Genomic DNA, 19,994 nt, shown 5'->3' with positions numbered 1-19,994 from the left:
AGTCGCCGCACGCAGTCCGCCCGCGAGCGGCGATGGCATGCCGGGTGGTTGACGTCCGGTACGAGCGCCGGACTCTCGAAAAGCGCGCAGGGGCAGTTTGGGGTACTCGCTAACGGTGAAAATGGGCGAGCAGAGCGGTGTCGCGGGATGCTTCGGGCTAAGCCGCACCGATAACTGCGGTGCCGCTGGGGTGCTGCTGCAGATGCCGCCCTCCAAGCACGAGGTCTACAACGACCTCGATGAGGACGTGGTGAACGTGTTCCGCGTGCTGAGAGATCCCTGGCAAGCGCAGCAGCTAGCCAAGGCCTGCCGGCTGACACCCTATGCTCGAGCCGAGTTCGAGCTGGCCTATCAGCCCACGGCAGAGCCGGTGGAGCGCGCCCGACGCACGCTATTCAGAGCCTCCGCCGGGTTCGGGTCGGCGTCGGCGACTGCAGGTTCAAGCGGGTTTCGAACCTACACCGGCGAGGACGGGCCCAAGGGTCGGATCGCTGGCACCTGGATCGACTATCCCCGAGTCATCGCCAACTACATCGACAGACTTCAGGGGGTGTGATCGAGAACCGTCCGGCGCTGGACGTGATGCGACAGCATGGCCCGCACAGTGCGCTGCATTACGTCGACCCGCCCTATGTCGCGTCAACCCGCCAGAAGGGCCATCGGATGGTCTACCGACACGAGATGGATGAGACCGCCCACGAGGAGCTTCTCGCCACCCTTCAGGTGCTCGGCGGTTTCGTGGTGCTGTCCGGCTACGACAGCGAGATCTACCGCGACATGCTCACCGGCTGGTCGCTGGTTCAAAAAGAGGTTTCCGCCTCTGGCCAGCGCGGCGGCGTTACCCGAACCGAATGCCTCTGGTTCTCGCCGCGGATGATCCAACAGCAACGCCAGCGCGACATGTTCACCAGCGCATGACTTAGCGTGTAGGTGATTGACGATTGTGGCGGTGTGGGCCGTCAAGTACGTTATCCGAGCAAATTCACATTCAAGGAGGGCGAGATGCCAAAACAGATCGCGTTGGCACTATCCATCATGCTGCTGCCGACTATGGCCTTTGCAGACGACTGCCAGATGATGAATAAGGGTGTCACGACGTGCGAATACGCTCAGCAGCTCTTCGATCAAGAAGCGGGCGACCTACCGAAGATGATTGGACCTGGTATCCAAGCGCAGGATATGGATGTCGAGGGGGCCACCATGAAAATGACCGCTCGTTTTCCAATCACGAAAAAAATGCTTGAGCAGAAAATGGCGGGTCAAGGCGAGGGCGCCGAAGAGAAGTTCGCGCGCCTCTTGGGTTCAGCGGCATGCATGGAGCCGGAAACCGAGGATTTCATTTCGTCGGGCGGTAAGTTGGAGTACACAACGCTCTACCAGGACGAAACTCCGATGGGCTCCTTTACCGTGGATCATTGCCCTTAAAGCCCTCGCAACACTGATTTTTAACCAGGCCGCCTCTCAAGGCGGCCTTTCTCGTTTCTGGAGGCAAATTCATGTGACCCAAAGCCTTTCACCTGTACCGCGTCCACGACCAGGACGTACTCGACACCGTCGCTTTCTACGAAGCTCTCGCCGAATTCCGGTTCCGCCCCGTGTCGCCACGAGAAGCCCGCCGCGTTGGCTGGGCGCCACCGGCCGGCAAGCGGAGCGAAGCACTTTCCCACGAGATCCAGCGGCACATGCTGCTTACTATGCTGCGCCAGGAGCGCTCTTGCTACCGGCGGCTGTGATCAACGATGAGGTGTCCGTGCGCGCAGACGAGCGCGAAGCCGCTGAAGGACAACCGCTATCCCGTCGCGAGCGACAACTGCTCAAGGAGCAGGTACTGGAAGAGCTGCTGCCGCAGGCATTCACCCGCACCCAGCGCATCGACGTCTGGTGGGACACGCGCAACCGCATCATCGGCATCAACACTGGCAGCAAAAGAGCTACGTGCAAATGCTACAAAGTTTCGGACCGTTTACCGAGGAGATCGCCAGGCGTTGCGGCCTCTCGCAGTCGTCGGTCAGACATCATCTGAAAAGTGATCACCGGGTTATTCAGACGCAGCCTGGACGAGGGACGCTAATACGGTACTGGCCAAAGGGGAAGCTGTCGTGAATCCCACCACTATCCACCACACGCCGGCCGCCGCCGGCGTTTCTGTTCTGGAGGCGAATCAACTACCGGTCACGCCCGAAGAGGATGAAGCGTTCGAAGCGCTGGCCAGGCGTAACGATGAGTTGGAAGCCGAGAAGCACACGCTGGCGACCGTCGCCGATCAGCAGGAACGCAAGATCGAGCAGCTGACTTTGCGCATCCGGGACCTGACGTGGCAGCTCAAGAACGAGCGCCAGTAGCGATCCGCTGCAATTGAGAATGCGGTGGCTGCCGAGCGGGAGAATCGGGAGATGGATACAGGGTTTGCTAAAGGTCTACGACAGGCGATCCGTATCTGCGAATCATACGCTGAGGAACACGATATCGCAGATCGCGCATTCGGTGCCCGTGCTGTGGCGCGTGTGATGAAGGTACAGGCAGATAAGGCAGACGAGATCGCAGCGGGAGGCCAATCATGAGCATCACCGCCTCACCACTCTGCTGGCCACCGGGCAAGCCTCGAACGTCACCGGGTGACCGCAAGCCTGGTCGCTTCGGTAAGCGCAACTCGAGTGGCTGGGGCCTCAAGGAACTGACCGTCGCCGAGGGCGGCCAGCGCGAGCCCAGCGACCCGGGCGTCGCCGTCTACTTCGAGCTGGACGGGCAGCACCAGTGCGTGCCGTGCGACGTCTATACTCGAATCGCTGACAACCTTGCAGCCGTGGCCGATTGCATCGAGTCGTTGCGCACACTCGAGCGGCACGATGCCGGCCTGATGCGTGCGGCATTCACTGGATTCGCCCAGCTGGCCAGCCCGGAGGCGATGGGCCGGCCGCACTGCCGATCGGTGCTGGATACCGAGAGCAGCGACCTGGACGAGGTGCGGCAAGCCTACCGGCGCGCGCAGCGTTCGACACATCCCGACCGCGGCGGATCGACCGATGACTTCCACCTGGTGCAAGAAGCCTGGCGACAAGCCCAACAAGAACTCACCGAGTAGCCCCGCCATCGAGCGGGGCTTTCTTGGGAGCCCGATATGACAGCAGTAGACCAGCAGGTATACGACCGAAATGCCGAGCTCGAGGCAGAGAAGGCTGAGTTACTCGAGGAGTTGGCGGCAGCAGAACAGCGTGAGGCGGCGCTGGCGGAGTATGTGGAGCGGATCGTACAGCGGGCACGGGACGTAACAGAGGATGGTTCGTCCAAGAACTGGTCCGCGCTGCGGATGGACGCCTTGAAGGCACCCGAAACCAGCCTTGCCCAGCGCATTGCAGCTGAGCGGGCCGACGCCATGGACTGGGTGCTGGCCCAGGCCACCAACGAGGAAAACGAAGGCGTGATGTGGCGGACGAAGATCGTCATGCCGGAGATTGATCGATTACGCCGGCAGGCCGAGGGAGGTGAAACATGACCGAGGAGGAAATGCAGCGCCGGACGGATGCGCTCCGTGTGCACTGGCAGCTGGTCGCCCGCGAGAACGGCATTCGTCATGAGACATACCGCTACCGGCTGCAAAAGCTGAAATGGGGCCCGGCCAAGGCGGCGATGTATCCAGTTCAGGGGAGATTGAAGCGATGAGTGATCGCACTGAACGGCGATTGGCGAAGAAGCGCGCCGCGAAAGCGCCACCGGAGCTGCGAGAAGTACCAAAAGCCAATGGCCGGCGGGAAGTTACAACCCCATGCCTCGGCGGGTCTGGCTGAGTTGCGACTATCTGGTGCAGGAATACAGCGAGCCCGGCGAGGTCATCCGACTTTCAATCAACTCGACCACGCTCGCCGGCAACACGTGGGCCGATGGCCTGGGCTGGGACGTGCTGCAGGAAGTGAAGCGGCAATGCGGTTTTGCCGATCGTGTTGCTGTCGAGGTGTATCCAGAGGCATCAAACGTGGTGAACGTCAGCAGCATGCGACACCTATGGATTCTGCCGGAGCCGCCGCCCTTCATGTGGCGCCGCTGACACGGAACACCGCCGCCCTCGAGGCGGTTTCTTTTTGTCTGAGAGGTACGCCATGGTGAAGTTACTAACCCCGGCTGAGCTGGCCGAGCGCCTGGGCGTGAGCCTTTCCAAGGCGTACGCACTCAAGGGCCAGATCGGCTATGTCGAGCTCGGCGGCAACGTAAGGTTTGAGCAGCGGGTCGTGGACGCATACATTGAGCGGTGCAAGCGCGGCCCCGCCGAAGAGGAGAAACAAGAATGGGCGTCACAGTCCGTTATCGAGCGACCCGCGAAAGGTGGGTCGTCACAGAAACGCATGGATCAAAGCGTCATCAAGCAACTTTTGAAACAGAAGCGGAAGCCGAGCAGTACGCTCAAAAGCGCCGAGCGGAGATAGGGGAGGCGCTGTACAACGGAAAGATGGGCAGGAATCCCAAGTATTCGTTCATGGAGGGGCTAACGCGGTGGATCGAGGAATACGACACGTCGAGCCAGGCCAGCAACATCGTCAAGGTAGCGGAGTGGTTCGAGGAAAACGCGCCGGATGCGCTGGTTGGGCAGGCGACGCTCGACGCAGCGCGCAAGATGCAGCGTGACCTGCGCAAGGCCGGCAAGAGCCAGTCGACAATCAACAACCGAACCCAGGTCGTAAAGCGCGTGCTGTCGCTGGCGTTCAAGGAGTGGGATTGGCTGGATACTCCCTTGGACGGGAAGCTGAGCAAGCCCAACACAAAGAACGAGCGACACATGTATCTGACCGAGGAAGAAGTGAGATCGCTTGTCCTGGCAGCGCTGACCGGTTTGCGGCGAGGCGAGCTGTTCAGCCTCGATCCGAGCAACATCCAGGGTGGTCGCATCATCCTGCGACCAGGTCAGACCAAGAGCGGCAAGGCGCGGATCGTGCCGCTACCTAAAGACGGGGGATGCCTGGTGGATAACCTGCCGTTCCAGACGGACGGACATCAGCTGCGCATGGCGTTCGATAAAGCGAGGAGGGCGATCGGGCGCCTGGATCTGCGCTTTCACGATCTGTGGCATACCTATGCGTCGATGCTGGCCGAAGCCGGGGAAGTCATGACGACAGTGCAGGCGCTATTGGGGCACAGCAGTCTCGTCGTAACTTCGAGATACGCGCACATGTTCGATTCAAGGCTGGATCAGGTAGCAGATAAGCTGCCGCGCATATGCGACCAAACTGCGACCAAGAAGGGGAGATCCGAGGGACTAGATCAGGTAACTCACTGATACTACTGGTGCCCGGAGCCGGGCTCGAACCGGCACGGAGTTGCCTCCGAGGGATTTTAAGTCCCTTGCGTCTACCAATTTCGCCATCCGGGCGTCGGGAAATCTAGCGGCACAGGCGGGATAATAAGATGGAGGCTGGAGTCGGAATCGAACCGGCGTACACGGAGTTGCAGTCCGCTGCATAACCACTCTGCCATCCAGCCTCAGGAGTCGGTGTCGTTCGTTACAGCGAAAAACGGTAATCGATCGGACCGGCTTGCGGTTCGCGACCCTGTTACCCTGATTTCTTGCTCTAAACGAACGCTGGAGCGGGAAACGAGATTCGAACTCGCGACCCTCGCCTTGGCAAGGCGATGCTCTACCACTGAGCTATTCCCGCTCGACTCGAGTGCGTATTATAAGGATAAAAGCGGGAGTGTCAAACGCTTATCCTCATTTCACAGCGAACGGGTGAGTTCCGGCCAGGCGGCACGTAGATACTGCAGCATCGACCACAGCGTCAGGATTGCGGCGACATAGAGCGTCACCACACCCAGGTTGGCGATCCAGGTGCCGGGCGGGGTGCCCAGCAGCAATAGCAGCGCGATCATCTGCAACGTCGTCTTGATCTTGCCGATCCAGGACACGGCGACACTGGCGCGTTTGCCCATCTCGGCCATCCACTCGCGCAGCGCCGAGATGACGATTTCACGGCCGATGATGACCAGCGCCGGCAGGGTCAGCAGCGCGGAGTCGAAACGTTCGACCAGCAGTGCCAGCGCGACGGCGACCATGACCTTGTCGGCGACCGGGTCGAGAAAGGCGCCGAACGGCGTGCTCTGGTCCCAGCGTCGGGCCAGGTAACCATCCAGCCAGTCGGTGATTGCGGCAAGGCCGAACAGGGCGGCGGTGAGGGGCAGGCTCCAGGCGAAAGGCAGGTAGAACAGGATCACCAGCAGAGGAATGAAGACGAGGCGCGCCAAAGTCAGTAGGTTGGGTATGTTCATTGCTGCTTGGGTCGTCCTGGCCGATGATCGGGAAAGTCCATTGTACCTATCCGCTCTTGCCTCATCCATGGAGGGCCTGGTGAATGGCCGTGGCCATGCTGGCGCTGATGCCCGGCACGCGAGCGAGTTCTTCCCGGGTGGCGTGACGTACCCCCTGCAAGCCGCCGAAAAAGCGCAGCAACTCCCGGCGGCGCTTGGGTCCGACGCCTGGAATATCCTGCAGGGTCGAGGTGCGGCGTGCCTTGTCGCGACGCTGGCGGTGACCGGTGATGGCGAAGCGATGCGCCTCGTCGCGCACGTGCTGGATCAAGTGCAGGGCCGGTGAACCACTATCCAGGTTCAGGGTATTGTCGATGGTTTCCAGAAATAGCGTTTCCAGGCCCGGCTTGCGCGTGGTGCCCTTGGCGACGCCAACGAGCTGCACGCCGACCATGTCCAGCTCGGCAAACACCTCGCGTGCCATGTTCAACTGGCCCTTGCCGCCATCCACCAGCAAGACGTCGGGGCACTTGCCTTCGCCTTTCTGAAGGCGCTTGAAGCGTCGTACCAATGCCTGCCGCATGGCGGCATAGTCGTCGCCGGCAGCCACGCCCTCGATATTGAAACGCCGGTAATCCGACTTCATCGGGCCGTCGGGGCCGAATACCACGCAGGAGGCGACGGTCGCCTCGCCATGGCTGTGGCTGATGTCGAAGCACTCGATGCGCTGTGGAGCCGTGTCCATGGCCAAGGCGTCGCGCAGTGCCTCGAAACGCCTGGAAAGCTGGCTGCGGTTGGCCATCTCGCTGTCCAGGTGCTGCTCGGCATTGGTGCGTGCTAGTTGCAGCCACTGGGCCCGGTGGCCACGCACCTGATGGGCAACACGTACCCGGCGCGCGGCATGCTCGCTCAGCGCCGATTGCAGCAATTCACCATCGGGCAGCGCATGGCTGCCCAGCACCTCGTTGGGCACTTCGCGTCCCTGACCCAGATAATACTGGCTGATGAATTCGCCAAGCAGATCGCCGCTGGCCAGGTCGAGCCCGTTGTCCGGCGCATAGTGGCGTGCGCCGAGGACCCGGCCCTGGCGTATGGTCAGCACGCTGATGCATAGCCCACCGGGTCGCTCGGCCAGCGCGAATGCATCGACCTCGCCGCTACCGGTATCGACGATCTGGCGTTCCTGGAGGCGGCGCAACTGCTGAATCTGGTCGCGCAGTCGTGCCGCTTCCTCGAAATCCAGTGCCTGGCTGGCGGTTTCCATGGCCGCCGTCAATTGTTCGGTGACCTGTTCACTCTTGCCTTCGAGACAGAGGATGGCGTGTTCCAGGTCGCGACGATAGGCCGCCTGGTCGATATAGTCGACGCAGGGGGCGCTGCAGCGATTGATCTGGTACTGCAGGCAGGGCCGGGCTCGATGCGCAAAGACGCTGTCTTCGCAATTGCGGATACGAAAGATCTTCTGCATCAGGGCCAGGCTTTCGCGGACCGCGACGGAACTGGGAAACGGGCCGAGATAGCGTCCGTCGTTGCGCTTGTGGCGCACGCGCTTGAATTCCAGCGCCGGGTAGGGGTGGCGTTCGCTGACAAACACATAAGGGTACGACTTGTCGTCGCGCAGCAGGATGTTATAGGGCGGCCGCAGTTCCTTGATCAGGGTCTGCTCGAGCAGCAACGCTTCGGTTTCGCTGCGCGTGATGGTGACCTGAACGTCGGCGATGCGCGCCACCAGCGCCTGCGTCTTGGTGTTCAGCGCGCCACGGAAATAGCTGGCCAGGCGCGCCTTGAGCCGCTTGGCCTTGCCGACATAGAGCACGTTCTGATCCGCGTCGAGCATCCGGTAGATGCCCGGCGACTCGCTCACGGTCTTGAGAAAATGTTTGGCGTCGAAGCTCATGCCTGTTCGCTCACCACCTGTGGGGATAACAAAAGGGCAAACACGATAGCAGATTGCCGGGTCGAGCTGGTGTCTCAGGCAGGGCTCTCGTAGCCGTCGACCAGGCCGAAACGCAGCCCCAGGTGGGTCAGCTCTACGTCGGATTGCACGCCCAGTTTCTCGAAGATGCGATAGCGGTAGGTATTTACGGTCTTGGGGCTGAGAAACAGGCTATCGGAGATCTCGCTGACCTTGTGGCAATTGACGATCATCATCGCCACCTGAAGTTCCCGGCTGGATAGCTGGTTGAAGGGGTTGTCCTGGCTCTCGAGCTTGGACAGCACCAGGCGCTGGGCGATCTCGGAGCTGATGAAGCGCTGCCCGGCGTGGACCTGGCGAATCGCTTGGACCATCTCGTCGAGTTCGCTACCCTTGCTGATGAAGCCGCTGGCGCCGGCATCGAGGAGACGCTGGGCGAAGGTATCCTCGAGATAGGCCGTCAGTACCAGCACCTTGATGTCCGCCATGCCGCGAGTGATCTTGCGGGTCGCTTCGAGGCCGCCGATGCCCGGCATGCGGATATCCATCAGCACGATATCCGGCCGAACCTTGCGGCACTGGCTGATGGCGGCCTCGCCGTCGGCGGCTTCGCCGACGACACGCAGCCCTTCTTCGGCATCCAGCATGCGTGCGATGCTGGTGCGAACCATGTGATGGTCGTCTGCGACTAGAACCCGGATCAAGAGCACTCCCGCTGTCAACACGATGCCGATCTTGGCGTGCCGGCTTGGATGGCAATCAGGTTGCCTGGCCTTTCAGTTTACTGGCAACCACCATGCTGACGCCAGAGACAGCTTTTGATCTGACCCGCTTGACGCGGAAGGGAAGCTTGCTTACCATGCGCGCCGTCGCTTCGCAAACGCATGCGGGGCATTGGGGCCTTAGCTCAGATGGGAGAGCGCAACACTGGCAGTGTTGAGGTCACCGGTTCGATCCCGGTAGGCTCCACCAAGAGATTCCACGATAAAAGCCGTCTGGAGCCATGCTCCAGGCGGCTTTTTCGTGCACTGAGGGCATCGATTGTTCGCCTGGGCAACATGGGTTAAATCGTCAGCCGAAAGTCTATGCGACAGTACTCGACATGGAGCAGGGAGAGGCTCCGACAGGGAAGGCCGGGCAGGAACGCCCGAACATGCCAAGGATGCACGGGCAGGATGCCCGTGGTAGCAGCAAGGAAGTGCAGCGCCAGAGACAAGCCCGGCCCATGCGGTCGGGCTTTTTTTTGTGCGCGCCTCCCCCCTCGGCGCTGCGCATGCCGGCTTCCTGGCGTGGTGCCCATAAACTATTGTTCGATTTCATCGATGGCCAGGGCCCGTTCGGTGGCTATGCTATGGCTGATAGACAGCCTCGGTGAATCACTCATGCACACAGGGCCAAGGAGGCCTTGTGCAATGTCAAAGGATGACCCATGTGCGATGCTGCGCAGTCGAGTCAGGCGCTCCGCTCCCGCCTGATTCGGGACTTGTCGCGTGAATTCCCGGCCCCGGCCGTGACGGTCGAGTCGCTGGCCCTCCAGTTGGGGCGTCTGCTCGACGCAGGCGGAGATGGCCTGCCGCTACCCGGCGGCGGCAATACGCTGGAGCGCTGGCGTGCGCTCGCCGATGTCGCCGGCCACGATCTGGGGCTGGCCAAGCTCTTCGAAGGGCATACCGATGCGCTGGCGATTGCCGGCGAATGGAAGGCGCAACGCTACTTGCCGACTGATGGACGAATCGGTATGTGGGCGGCCGAGCCGCCTTTCGCGAAAGTGGCGATCGAAGAGGACCCGTCGGGTTCAGGCGATCGATCTTGCGGCCAGCCGGTGCGTCTCGTCGGCCGCAAGGCGTGGTGCTCGGGCGCGCCGGTTCTCTCGCATGCCCTGATCACGGCCTGGCAGGGCGAGCGCCAGCGGCTGGTGCTGGTCGAACTGGACCAGCCGGGGGTGACGATCGACAACGAGGGGTGGCAGGCGGTCGGCATGGCCGCCACCGCCAGCGTCGATGTGCGCTTCGACGATGCTCGAGGCACGCTGATCGGGCCGCCCGGGGGCTATCTCCAGCGCCCTGGCTTCTGGCATGGCGGCGCGGGTATCGCCGCGTGCTGGTTCGGTGGTGCCCGGCGGCTCGCCGGGTGTCTGCAGGCCAAGGCGTCAAGCAGGGGCGATCCCCATCTCTACGCCCACCTGGGCGCCGTCGACGTTGCGCTGGCCAGCGCCGCTGCGCTGTTGCGCGAAAGTGCGCAGTGGATCGACGCCAACCCGCGCCGCGATGCCTGGCTGGTGGCCGAACGCACGCGGGCCAAGGTCGAGCAGGTCGTCGAACAGGTCATACATCACTGCGGGCGCGGGCTGGGTGCCGGCCCGTACTGCCGCGACCCGGCATTCGCGCGGATGGTCGCCGACCTGCCGGTCTATGTGCGCCAGAGCCACGCCGAGCACGATCTGGAAGGTATCGGCAGGCATGTCGCCGTCGGCGAGAAGACGCACGCTCCCCTATCCGCCTCCGAAGCCTCGCCCTGGGAGCTCTAGCCATGTCCGAAGACGACCGACGCATCGAAGGGACGGGTACACCGGAGGCCGACTGGACCGGCCTCGAGTCGCTGCCCGCCGTCGCCCCGCGCGAGCTGGTCGGCGAAGGGCAGCGAGCGGTCATCGTGGCGCCCCATCCCGATGACGAGATACTTGCTTGCGGCGGGCTCATGCTGCGCCTGCTGGAGGCACAGCGCGAGGTGGTGCTGGTCGCCGTCACCGATGGCGCCGGGAGCCATCCCGGATCGTCTCTCTGGCCGCCCGAGCGACTGGCTCGCGAGCGCCCGCGCGAGAGTCGCGAAGCCTTGCAACGGCTGGGGGCGGGGGCCGTCAGCGTCCAGCGCCTGGGGCTCAGCGATACCCGGGTCGCGGCCCAGGCGGGCCGGCTGCGGGCTTGGCTCGATCGCTTTCTGCGTTCCGACGATGTGGTGGTGACTACCTGGCGCGGCGACGGCCATCCGGATCACGAGGCCTGCGGGCGCGTCTGCGCGCAAGTGGCCCAGTCAACTGGCTGCGGCCTGCTCGAGACGCCGGTATGGGCCTGGCACTGGTCGTGGCCGGGCGACACGCGCGTGCCCTGGCGGCGTGCGCGACGCATCGTGCTGACCCCCGACCAACTGGACGCCAAGCGCGCGGCGATCGCTGCCCACGTCAGCCAACTCGGTGCAGACGTCTCGACCGGTCGGGATCCGGTGCTGCCCGCGACGGCGCTGGCGCGACTGCTGCGCCCGTTCGAGGTCGTCCTGCAATGAGCTTCGGACCGGATGATTTCGCGGCGCTGTACGCGCGCAGTGCCGACCCGTGGCGCTACGAGACGTCCTGGTACGAAGCGCGCAAGCGGGCCCTGACGCTCGCCACCCTGACTCGTGAGCGCTATGCCCGTGCGTTCGAGCCCGGGTGCTCGATCGGCGTTCTGACCGCTGAACTGGCTCCACGCTGCGATGAGCTGCTGGCCTGGGATACCAATGGGGCGGCGCTGGATGCCGCGCGTGACAGGATGGCGGCGGGTCACGGCGCCGTGTCGTTCGCATCCGGATGGATACCGGCCGCCTGGCCGAGCGGTCGCTTCGACCTGATCGTGTTCAGCGAAATCGGCTATTTCCTGTCGCGTGCCGAGCTGCTCGAGGCGCGCGGGCATATCGACGCGTCGCTGGCGCCCGGCGGCGAACTGCTGGCCTGTCATTGGCGGCACCCGATCCGGGGCGGCGAGCTGGACGGTGACGGCGTCCATCGGTTGCTGGATGCGACGCCGGGGTTGCAGCCGGTCGTACATCATCGTGAAACCGATCTGGCGATCGATCTATGGTCGCGGGCCGGTGATTCGTTGGCCCAACGGGAGGGGCTGCTATGACAGATAAGGAATTCGCCAGATGATCGGCGTCGTGATACCGGCACACAACGAGGAGGCCTGTCTCGAGAGCTGTCTGGAGGCGCTGGTTCAAGCCATCGATCACCCGGGGCTGGGCGGGGAGAGGGTCAACGTGGTGGTGGTGCTGGATGCGTGTCGCGACGGCTCGGCGGCGATCGCCCGGCGCTATCCGGTGACCGTGCTCGAGGTCGCCGGTCCCAATGTCGGTATGGCGCGCCACGCCGGAGCCCAGTGGTTGCTGGCGCGCGGTGCGCGCTGGTTGGCATTTACCGATGCCGATAGCCGGGTCAGCGACGACTGGCTGGTCTCGCAATGCCACGTGGGCAGCGACGTGGTTTGCGGGGGAATCCGGCTGGCCGGTTGGGAGCGCTTGCCGGTCGCCTTGCGGCAGAGCTATCTCGCTCACGACCATGGCGATCGGCGCATCTACGGCGCCAATCTCGGGGTTTGCGCGCTGGCCTATCAGGCGGTGGGCGGCTTCAAGCCGTTGCGCTGCCATGAAGACGTGCAACTGGTGCATGCCTTGGAGGCCGGCGGCTACCGAATCGCCTGGGATCGAACGGCGCGGGTCACTACCAGCGCGCGGGAGGATGCCCGCGCGCCGGAGGGGTTCGGGGCGCTGATGAAAGCCTTGAGGTGAGCCGTCACGGTGCGCCGGTACAATGCCGAACGCTCAGTCCACTCGGCCGAGCAGCAGGAATTCGAGCAGTGCCTTCTGGGCATGCAGCCGGTTGCCGGCCTCCTGCCAGACTGCCGCGCGCGGGTCGTCGAGCAGGGTTGCGCTGATCTCCTCGCCGCGATGGGCCGGCAGGCAGTGCAGGAACAGCACGTCGTCGGCGGCCAGGTCGAGCATGGCCTCGTCGACCTGAAAGCCCCGGAAGGCCTTGGCGCGCTTGGCCTGTTCCTCTTCCTGGCCCATCGACGCCCAGACGTCGGTGGTCACCAGGTTGGCGCCGACGACCGCCTGCCGCGGATCGTGCCAGATCGAGACGCGCTCGCCGGCGGCGGCGAGAATGGCCGCATCGGGCTCGTAGCCTTCCGGGCAGCAGACGCGCAGTTGAAAATCGAACTGACGGGCCGCATTGATCCAGGAGTGACACATGTTGTTGCCGTCGCCGATCCACACCGCGGTCTTGCCGCGTACCGCGCCGCGGCACTCGCTCCAGGTCATGACGTCGGCGAGCAGCTGGCAGGGATGATAGTCGTCGGTCAGGGCATTGATGACCGGCACATCGCTGGCCGCGGCGAAGGTTTCCAGGCTGGCGTGCGAGAAGGTCCGGATCATCACCGCGTCGACCATCTCCGCGAGCACGCGGGCGGTATCGGCGATCGGCTCGCCGCGGCCCAGTTGGGTGTCGCGCGGCGAGAGAAACAGCGCATGGCCGCCGAACTGGGCCATCGCCGTCTCGAACGAGACCCGGGTACGGGTCGACGATTTCTCGAAGATCATCGCCAGCGTGCGGTTGGGCAGCGGCGTATAGGTCGGTCCGTGGGTCTTGAGCCCGTTCTTGATGGTGACCGCGCGACGAATCAGGTAGCCGAGCTCGTCGGGGGTAAGGTCCAGCAGGGTGAGAAAGTGGCGTGTCGCCATGGCTAGCTCCTGTCGTCGGCGGGCCGCGAACGAAAAGGGCGCCGTACCCTGGCGAGTCGGTGCTCACCAGCGCTAGCGGCGCCCCGGCCATGAGTGTTGCATCGCACGGCCGTGTGAAAGAAAGGACTCTATCCTAGCCACAGGCCGGGGGCGACGCAACGCGGAGTGTGTGATCCTGGCGGGCCGGGGCTGCTTTCGCCTGACGACCCGCGTAAAATGGCCAGCACGCCAACATTCACCGGTAACGCGGCATCGCCGACAGCCGCGATGCCCCGGTAAGGAAGGTTCCATGAGCACGACCCTAGAAAATATTCAGCAGCAGATCACCGAAAACCCGATCCTGATCTACATGAAGGGCACCCCGCAGTTGCCCCAGTGCGGTTTCTCGGCACAGACCGTGCAGGCGTTGATGGCGTGTGGCGAGCGCTTCGCCTTCGTCAATGTCCTCGACAATCCCGATATCCGCGCGGAGCTGCCCAAGTACGCCAGTTGGCCGACGTTCCCGCAATTGTGGGTCCACGGCGAGCTGGTCGGCGGTTGCGACATCGTCGTCGAGATGTATCAGAACGGCGAGCTCGAGACGCTGATCAAGGAAGCCGCCGCCAAGGCGGGTACCGAGCAGGGCGACCAGGCCTGATCGGGGTCTTTCCGTGTCGACTGAGATAGCCCGGGCCCGCGAGTCATCGACTCGCGGGCTCTTCTTTTTCGTGCGCGAGTTCGTCGTATGAGCCGAGGCGCCTGCTCCGAGGCGGCCATGCTGGCGATGCTCACGGATACGAAATAGCCTTGCCAAGTCATTGAAATGCGCTTGCATGACCGCCACGATGAGCCTTGGAACGGTCGAACGGATCGATCACTCGAAGGGCATGATCAGGGAGCCCCCTATGCAAGTTCCACTAGAGATCACCTACAACCATATTTCCCGCTCCGAATGGATCGACGAATACGTCAAGTCGCGTGTCGAGAAGCTCGAACAGTTCAGCGACAACATCGTCTCCTGCCGCTTCACCATCGAGCAGACGCAGAATCCGCACCGCACCGGCAACCCCTATCGTGCTCATGTCTCGGTTTCCTTGCCCGCCAAGCGTGAACTGGTCGCCGAAAAGACCGATACGGTCACCGACATGCACGTCCAGTTGCGGCCGATCATCAAGCACGCCTTCGAGGCGATGGAAAAGCAGCTGAAGAAGGAGAACGGCAAGCGCGAGGCCAGGAAGGGCAAGCGCTCCGAGGGTGACGGGGTGGCGCCGCCGGTCGCCACCGTGGTACGCGTGTTCGAGGAGGAAGGCTACGGTTTTCTCAAGAATCTCAGCGGCGAGGAGATCTATTTTCACCGCAACGCCGTACTGCACGACGACTTCGATCGGCTGACCGTGGGTGCGCAGGTGCGCTTCGAGCCCGAGGCGGGCGAGAAGGGACCCCAGGCCAGTACCGTCCAGATCATCGACAAGCCTGGCGTGGCCGGCCCCCAGGATGTCGAGAACGACGTCGACCAGCCTGCCGGCTGGGAGCGTCACTGAGAGCGATGCGAGCCCGGCGAGCAGTGGGCTCGCCGGGAGCCTTGCTCGTTGCCCGTGACTGCGCGCCGGATCGCTCCAGGCGGGCTCAGTCCTCTTCCATTCCCTGTTCGCGCAGCGCCAGGTTCCAGCCGCCCAGGTCCTTGAAGCGATTGACGATGGCGCAGAACAGCTCGGCGGTGCGCTCGGTGTCGTAGCGTGCCGAGTGCGCCGCGGCGTTGTCGAATTCGATACCCGCGGCGCGACAGGCGCGGGCGAGCACGGTCTGGCCGTAGACCAGCCCCGAGAGCGTCGCGGTATCGAAGCTCGAGAACGGATGGAAGGGGTTGCGCTTGATCCCGCAGCGGGCGATCGCGGCGTTGAGGAAGCCGTGGTCGAAGGCGGCATTGTGACCGACCAGTATCGCCCGCGTGCAGTTGTTGGCCTTGATCGCCTTGCGTACCGGACGAAATATCTCGCCCAGCGCCTGCGCCTCGGTCAGCGCAACGTTCTTGCGCAGCGGATTGTCGAGATCGATCCCGGTGAAGTCCAGCGCCGCCTGATCGATGTTGGCGCCCGGGAAAGGCTCGACGTGGAAGGCGTAGGTATCCTCGGGCATCAGGTTGCCCAGCGCATCCATGCCCAGAGTGACGGCGGCGATCTCCAGAATGGCGTCGCCCTGGGCATTGAAGCCACCGGTTTCCAGATCGACCACCACCGGCATAAAGCTGCGGAAACGCTGTGCCATCAGCCCTTGGGCGTTCGCTTCGGTCATGCCTCTCTCCCTTCCAGAATCGCTCCTTCGCGGTCGCCCCGCGCGTGATGGCCGAGAGTCTAGCATCTCGCCCGCATAGCGTCCCCACCGCAGCGGTATTCGCCGCCCGCCCCGGGCGCTATAATCGACGATCGCAAAGCAGCGGCGGTCGGCGCCGGTCCGGCCCGTTACCGCCCGTGTTCATGAGCCAGAAGGAGCCCCTGATGTCCGATGTCAAAAAGGTAGTCCTCGCCTATTCCGGCGGTCTGGATACCTCGGTGATCGTCAAATGGTTGCAGGAAACCTATGACTGCGAGGTGGTGACCTTCACCGCCGACATCGGCCAGGGCGAGGAGGTCGAGCCGGCCCGCAGCAAGGCCCAGGCGCTGGGTGTCAAGGAGATCTACATCGAGGACCTGCGCGAGGAGTTCGTCCGCGACTACGTCTACCCGATGTTCCGCGCCAACACCATCTACGAGGGCGAGTACCTGCTGGGCACCTCCATCGCCCGGCCGCTGATCGCCAAGCGGCTGATCGAGATCGCCAACGCCACCGGCGCCGACGCGATCTCCCACGGCGCCACCGGCAAGGGCAACGACCAGGTGCGCTTCGAGCTCGGCGCCTACGCGCTCAAGCCTGGCGTCAAGGTGATCGCGCCGTGGCGAGAGTGGGATCTGACCTCGCGCGAAAAGCTCATGAACTACTGCGAGCAGCACCAGATCCCGGTCGACTTTTCCAAGAACAAGAAGAAGTCGCCCTACTCGATGGACGCCAACCTGCTGCACATTTCCTACGAGGGCGGCATCCTCGAGGACCCCTGGGCCGAGGCCGAAGAGGAGATGTGGCGCTGGAGCGTCGCGCCCGAGGCCTCGCCGGACACCCCGACCTACATCGAGCTGAGCTTCGAGAAGGGCGACATCGTCGCCATCGACGGCGAGCGTCTCGCGCCCCACGAAGTCCTCTCCAGGCTCAACGGGCTGGGCGGCGACAACGGCATCGGGCGTCTCGACATCGTCGAGAACCGCTACGTGGGCATGAAGTCGCGCGGCTGCTACGAGACCCCGGGGGGCACCATCATGCTGCGCGCCCATCGCGCCATCGAGTCGATCACCCTCGATCGCGAAGCGGCCCACCTCAAGGACGAACTGATGCCCAAGTACGCCGAGGTGATCTACAACGGCTACTGGTGGAGCCCGGAGCGCAAGATGCTGCAGGCGGCCATCGACGAGACCCAGACCCACGTCAACGGCGTGGTGCGCCTGAAACTCTACAAGGGCAGCGCCGTCGTGGTGGGACGCAAGTCCGACGAGTCGCTGTTCGACGAGTCCATCGCCACCTTCGAGGACGATGCCGGCGCCTACGATCAGAAGGATGCCGAAGGCTTCATCAAGCTCAATGCGTTGCGCTTGCGGATTGCCGCCGGCAAGGGCCGCCAGGCCGATTGATCGACGGCCGGCCGGGCAAGGCGTCCAGGCCGGCCGCGCCCTGCAAGGAGGAAAGCATGCTCAAACGGCTCATCGACGGTCTGTTCCGCACCGGCGACGTCAACGACGAAGAGATTCCCGCAACCGAATACGGCGGCTATCTGATCACCCCGGACCCACAGGACGCCGGTGGCCAGTATCGGGTCAGCGGCTGGATCCGCAAGCCGGTCGAGGGCGGCGAGACGCTCGAGCACCGCTTCGAGCGCTCGGACGTGGTCGCCTCCCGCGAGGCCTGCGTGGAGCTGACCCTGGGCAAGGCCAAGCGCTTCATCGACGATCTGGGTGACGAGATCTTCGCCAAGCGCTGAGCGCCGAACTCCGGTCCTGAAGCGGCGTCACGGCGCCGCCTTTTCGTGGCGGGAACGGCGGCGCTCGTCGCCGCCGGCCATTGCCGTTAGAGTCGGGCCATGACGTGGCGCCGACACCGACAGGAAGGACGGGCATGATCGAGGTTCATCATCTGGAAAATTCCCGCTCGCAGCGCGTGTTGTGGCTGCTCGAGGAACTGGAACTCGAGTACAGGGTGGTCGAGTATCGCCGCGACCCGGAGACGATCCTGGCGCCGGATTCGCTCAAGCGCGTCCATCCGCTGGGCAAGGCGCCGGTGATCGTCGACGGTGAGCTGACGCTGGCCGAATCCGGGGCGATCATCGACTACCTGATCGAGACCTACGACACGGCGCAGCGGTTGATTCCGCCGGCGGGGACCGCGCAGCGTCGCGATTACCGTTACTGGCTGCATTACGCCGAGGGGTCGGCGATGCCGCTTCTGGTGATGTCGCTGGTATTCAATCGAATCGCCAGGCCGCCGGTACCGGCGTTGCTGCGCCCCTTCGGCCGCCTGCTCGGCAATGGCGTCAAGGCTCAGTATCTGGAACCCCGGCTGCGCGAGCACATGGATTTCTGGGAGCGGACGCTGTCGGAAACGACGTGGTTCGCCGGCGAGGCCTTCAGCGCCGCCGACATTCAGATGAGCTTTCCGCTGCTGGCGAGCGAATCGCGTGGTGGTCTGGGCGATCGGCCACATCTCGAGGCCTTCATGGCGCGGATGCGTGAACGTCCCGCCTACCGGCGCGCCATCGAGAAGGGCGGCGAGTTCTCGATGTAACCGCTCGCGGAGCGATGCCGAGGCGGAGAAACCCGCCAAAGGACACTCCCAAGGAGCTTGCGTGAAGGCCCCGTTGTGAAAGCCCTGCTGCTATCCGGTTATGCCGCCGTCAGTCATCGCCACTGGGCGAGGGGACTACTGCGCGAATTCTCCGACGTCGACTGGACGCTGCTCGAATTGCCGGCGCGCCACTTTCAATGGCGGGTGCGCGGCAATCCGCTGATCTGGCTGAGCGAGCAGGCCGAGCTGCTGGCCGATGACTACGACCTCGTGCTGGCGACATCGATGGTCGATCTGGCGACGCTGATCGGCCTGTTTCCGTCGCTGGCGCGGGCCCACAAGGTCGTCTACTTCCACGAAAACCAGTTCGCCTTTCCGCGCTCGCCGAACCAGCAGCTGCGCCCCGAGCCGTTGATGGTCAATCTCTACGCGGTGCTGGCCGCCGACCGGGTGGCTTTCAACAGCGCCTACAATCGCGACAGTTTCGTTGCCGGTGTGAGCGACTTCCTGAGCCGCATGCCCGACAAGCTGGCTCTGGCGCCTCGGCTCGAGCAGCTCGGCGCGGATTCGCTGATACTCCCGGTGCCGCTTGACGACTTGCCGACGACCGCCGGGACGGCTCGGTCGCGTCACGGCGCGAGGATCGTCTGGAATCACCGCTGGGAGTACGACAAGAACCCCGAGACGTTCTTCGCCGCGCTGGCGACGCTGAGCGAGCGGGGCATCGACTTCGAGGTGGCGGTGATGGGCCAGCAGTTTCGCCAGCGGCCGCCGGTTTTCGACGAGGCGCGGGGTTGGCTCGGCGAGCGCGTGGTGTGTTGGGGCGAACAACCCGGCGAGGCCTACCGCGCTATGCTTGATAGCGCTTCTATCGTCGTCTCGACCACCCATCATGAATTCCAGGGCCTGGCGGTCATGGAGGCGGTGCAGCGGGGCTGTTTACCGCTGGTGCCGGACCGGCTGTGCTTTCCCGAATTCTACCCCGACGCCTGCCGCTATGCGGGTAGCCAGGCTGCGCTCGAGGCGCGTCTTGCGCAGTGGCTGACCGAACCGACTTCGCGCCCCGTGTTACCCGATGTCCTTGCCTGGCAATGGCCGACCTGGCGCGAAGGCTATCGAGAGATGCTGGGAGCGTAAGCGGTTCGAGCCGCTGATGCGATTTCGCCAACGGGGGGTGATCGCCTATCCCGCCATTGCCGTGTGTCGGCGCTGGCTGGCGGACGCCGGCGTCTACTTCCCGTTCCACACGTTGCTCCCGTTCGTCGGGCTGGCTGGTCTGGCGACCGCCTTATATTGCCGGCGATGTGGTCAAGGGGCAGGATGCCGAACGTGACCAGCGTGAGTATCGAAACACCTGGCACGGGTATTGGAGCGGGTGGAAGCTCTCGACGACGGTGAATCTTCAAGAGCAGAGCCGCATGCGGTCACCAGAATAAATATCCGGTATGCTGGGCAGGTCGATAGCGTGCTTACTGTCGATGCGGATCCATTTCATGCGATCCTTATGGGTCGATTCATC

The 19,994-nt window shown here is 63.8% G+C and carries 26 protein-coding genes, 4 tRNA genes and 1 pseudogene; 23 read left to right on the top strand and 8 right to left on the bottom strand.

Annotated features, from left to right (window positions below):
* The first annotated feature begins 121 nt into the window (after nt 1–121).
* From HR9077_RS00740 to HR9077_RS00700, 12 genes and pseudogenes are all read left to right on the top strand, one after another.
* Entirely contained in the window at nt 122–556 is a 435-nt protein-coding gene (locus tag HR9077_RS00740) for a DNA adenine methylase (protein ID WP_136064110.1), read from the top strand.
* Entirely contained in the window at nt 553–918 is a 366-nt protein-coding gene (locus HR9077_RS00735) for a DNA adenine methylase (protein WP_136064108.1), read from the top strand. Before HR9077_RS00740 ends, HR9077_RS00735 begins: the two co-directional genes overlap by 4 nt.
* Before the next feature lie 84 nt (nt 919–1,002).
* Nucleotides 1,003–1,425: a hypothetical protein gene (locus HR9077_RS21810; RefSeq protein ID WP_168380861.1), complete on the top strand. Its 423-nt coding sequence runs from the start codon at nt 1,003–1,005 to the stop codon at nt 1,423–1,425.
* Between the two features lie 92 nt (nt 1,426–1,517).
* On the top strand, nt 1,518–1,733 hold the full coding sequence (rdgC, locus tag HR9077_RS22420; RefSeq protein WP_458692901.1) for a recombination-associated protein RdgC: 216 nt from the start codon (nt 1,518–1,520) through the stop codon (nt 1,731–1,733).
* A complete protein-coding gene (gene rdgC, locus HR9077_RS22285) occupies nt 1,715–2,023 on the top strand; it encodes a recombination-associated protein RdgC (protein ID WP_458692899.1) in 309 nt (102 codons plus the stop codon). The genes rdgC (HR9077_RS22420) and rdgC (HR9077_RS22285) overlap by 19 nt, the downstream gene beginning before the upstream one ends.
* Before the next feature lie 76 nt (nt 2,024–2,099).
* Nucleotides 2,100–2,342 (top strand): hypothetical protein, encoded by a 243-nt coding sequence (locus tag HR9077_RS00725; protein ID WP_136064105.1) that lies wholly within the window; start codon nt 2,100–2,102, stop codon nt 2,340–2,342.
* A 215-nt stretch (nt 2,343–2,557) separates the two neighbouring features.
* A complete protein-coding gene (locus tag HR9077_RS00720; protein WP_136064103.1) occupies nt 2,558–3,082 on the top strand; it encodes a J domain-containing protein in 525 nt (174 codons plus the stop codon).
* Between the two features lie 36 nt (nt 3,083–3,118).
* Complete coding sequence (locus HR9077_RS00715) at nt 3,119–3,493, top strand: hypothetical protein (protein WP_136064101.1); 375 nt, start codon at nt 3,119–3,121, stop codon at nt 3,491–3,493.
* On the top strand, nt 3,490–3,660 hold the full coding sequence (locus HR9077_RS21800) for a hypothetical protein (RefSeq protein WP_168380859.1): 171 nt from the start codon (nt 3,490–3,492) through the stop codon (nt 3,658–3,660). Before HR9077_RS00715 ends, HR9077_RS21800 begins: the two co-directional genes overlap by 4 nt.
* Nucleotides 3,661–3,763: 103 nt before the next feature.
* Complete coding sequence (locus tag HR9077_RS00710; RefSeq protein ID WP_136064099.1) at nt 3,764–4,042, top strand: DUF7694 domain-containing protein; 279 nt, start codon at nt 3,764–3,766, stop codon at nt 4,040–4,042.
* A 52-nt stretch (nt 4,043–4,094) separates the two neighbouring features.
* A pseudogene (locus HR9077_RS22415) lies at nt 4,095–4,235 on the top strand (helix-turn-helix domain-containing protein); the annotation flags it as partial.
* 44 nt (nt 4,236–4,279) lie between these two features.
* Nucleotides 4,280–5,266 carry a tyrosine-type recombinase/integrase gene (locus HR9077_RS00700; RefSeq protein ID WP_136064095.1) on the top strand — a complete coding sequence of 329 codons (987 nt, stop codon included), beginning with the start codon at nt 4,280–4,282 and terminating at the stop codon, nt 5,264–5,266.
* 6 nt (nt 5,267–5,272) lie between these two features.
* Here the strand turns inward: HR9077_RS00700 and HR9077_RS00695 are convergent.
* From HR9077_RS00695 to uvrY, 6 genes are all read right to left on the bottom strand, one after another.
* Nucleotides 5,273–5,359 (bottom strand) — tRNA-Leu (locus HR9077_RS00695).
* A gap of 36 nt (nt 5,360–5,395) precedes the next feature.
* Nucleotides 5,396–5,469 (bottom strand) — tRNA-Cys (locus tag HR9077_RS00690).
* Between the two features lie 101 nt (nt 5,470–5,570).
* Nucleotides 5,571–5,645 (bottom strand) — tRNA-Gly (locus tag HR9077_RS00685).
* 58 nt (nt 5,646–5,703) lie between these two features.
* Entirely contained in the window at nt 5,704–6,252 is a 549-nt protein-coding gene (pgsA, locus tag HR9077_RS00680) for a CDP-diacylglycerol--glycerol-3-phosphate 3-phosphatidyltransferase (RefSeq protein WP_136064093.1), read from the bottom strand.
* A gap of 61 nt (nt 6,253–6,313) precedes the next feature.
* A complete protein-coding gene (uvrC, locus tag HR9077_RS00675; protein WP_136064091.1) occupies nt 6,314–8,128 on the bottom strand; it encodes an excinuclease ABC subunit UvrC in 1,815 nt (604 codons plus the stop codon).
* Between the two features lie 74 nt (nt 8,129–8,202).
* Nucleotides 8,203–8,850: a UvrY/SirA/GacA family response regulator transcription factor gene (gene uvrY, locus HR9077_RS00670; RefSeq protein WP_136064089.1), complete on the bottom strand. Its 648-nt coding sequence runs from the start codon at nt 8,848–8,850 to the stop codon at nt 8,203–8,205.
* Between the two features lie 192 nt (nt 8,851–9,042).
* Between uvrY and HR9077_RS00665 the strand changes: the two genes are divergently transcribed.
* The 5 genes from HR9077_RS00665 (at nt 9,043) to HR9077_RS00645 (ending at nt 12,682) form a co-directional block, all read left to right on the top strand.
* Nucleotides 9,043–9,118 (top strand) — tRNA-Ala (locus tag HR9077_RS00665).
* Between the two features lie 457 nt (nt 9,119–9,575).
* Nucleotides 9,576–10,673 (top strand): acyl-CoA dehydrogenase, encoded by a 1,098-nt coding sequence (locus tag HR9077_RS00660; protein ID WP_210725817.1) that lies wholly within the window; start codon nt 9,576–9,578, stop codon nt 10,671–10,673.
* Nucleotides 10,674–10,675: 2 nt separating this feature from the next.
* Nucleotides 10,676–11,425 carry a PIG-L deacetylase family protein gene (locus HR9077_RS00655; protein ID WP_136064087.1) on the top strand — a complete coding sequence of 250 codons (750 nt, stop codon included), beginning with the start codon at nt 10,676–10,678 and terminating at the stop codon, nt 11,423–11,425.
* Entirely contained in the window at nt 11,422–12,024 is a 603-nt protein-coding gene (locus HR9077_RS00650) for an SAM-dependent methyltransferase (RefSeq protein WP_136064085.1), read from the top strand. Before HR9077_RS00655 ends, HR9077_RS00650 begins: the two co-directional genes overlap by 4 nt.
* A gap of 19 nt (nt 12,025–12,043) precedes the next feature.
* Nucleotides 12,044–12,682, top strand: a complete 639-nt coding sequence (locus HR9077_RS00645; protein WP_136064083.1) for a glycosyltransferase family 2 protein — start codon at nt 12,044–12,046, stop codon at nt 12,680–12,682.
* Between the two features lie 33 nt (nt 12,683–12,715).
* Here HR9077_RS00645 and argF read toward each other — a convergent pair whose 3' ends face one another.
* Nucleotides 12,716–13,633, bottom strand: coding sequence for an ornithine carbamoyltransferase (argF, locus tag HR9077_RS00640; protein WP_136064081.1), 918 nt, complete (start codon nt 13,631–13,633; stop codon nt 12,716–12,718).
* 289 nt (nt 13,634–13,922) lie between these two features.
* Here argF and HR9077_RS00635 point away from each other — a divergent pair, with 289 nt between their 5' ends.
* The gene (locus HR9077_RS00635; protein WP_136064079.1) at nt 13,923–14,270 is read left to right on the top strand and encodes a Grx4 family monothiol glutaredoxin; all 348 of its coding nucleotides are present in this window, start codon (nt 13,923–13,925) and stop codon (nt 14,268–14,270) included.
* 247 nt (nt 14,271–14,517) lie between these two features.
* Nucleotides 14,518–15,153 carry an HPF/RaiA family ribosome-associated protein gene (locus HR9077_RS00630; RefSeq protein ID WP_136064077.1) on the top strand — a complete coding sequence of 212 codons (636 nt, stop codon included), beginning with the start codon at nt 14,518–14,520 and terminating at the stop codon, nt 15,151–15,153.
* 85 nt (nt 15,154–15,238) lie between these two features.
* On the opposite strand, the gene rnt is transcribed toward HR9077_RS00630, so the two are convergent.
* Entirely contained in the window at nt 15,239–15,904 is a 666-nt protein-coding gene (rnt, locus tag HR9077_RS00625; protein ID WP_136064075.1) for a ribonuclease T, read from the bottom strand.
* Between the two features lie 203 nt (nt 15,905–16,107).
* Between rnt and HR9077_RS00620 the strand changes: the two genes are divergently transcribed.
* From HR9077_RS00620 to HR9077_RS00605, 4 genes are all read left to right on the top strand, one after another.
* Entirely contained in the window at nt 16,108–17,328 is a 1,221-nt protein-coding gene (locus HR9077_RS00620) for an argininosuccinate synthase (RefSeq protein WP_136064073.1), read from the top strand.
* Between the two features lie 56 nt (nt 17,329–17,384).
* Nucleotides 17,385–17,675, top strand: coding sequence for an HlyU family transcriptional regulator (locus HR9077_RS00615; protein ID WP_136064071.1), 291 nt, complete (start codon nt 17,385–17,387; stop codon nt 17,673–17,675).
* Between the two features lie 134 nt (nt 17,676–17,809).
* Entirely contained in the window at nt 17,810–18,475 is a 666-nt protein-coding gene (locus tag HR9077_RS00610; protein ID WP_136064068.1) for a glutathione S-transferase, read from the top strand.
* Between the two features lie 75 nt (nt 18,476–18,550).
* Nucleotides 18,551–19,612 carry a tRNA-queuosine alpha-mannosyltransferase domain-containing protein gene (locus HR9077_RS00605; protein WP_136064066.1) on the top strand — a complete coding sequence of 354 codons (1,062 nt, stop codon included), beginning with the start codon at nt 18,551–18,553 and terminating at the stop codon, nt 19,610–19,612.
* The last annotated feature ends 382 nt before the right edge of the window (nt 19,613–19,994 follow it).

The sequence above is a fragment of the Modicisalibacter radicis genome (assembly GCF_900961225.1).
Lineage (GTDB): Bacteria > Pseudomonadota > Gammaproteobacteria > Pseudomonadales > Halomonadaceae > Modicisalibacter.
The sequence above is the reverse complement of the archived record's forward strand: the minus strand, read 5'-3'. Positions and strand labels throughout refer to the sequence as shown.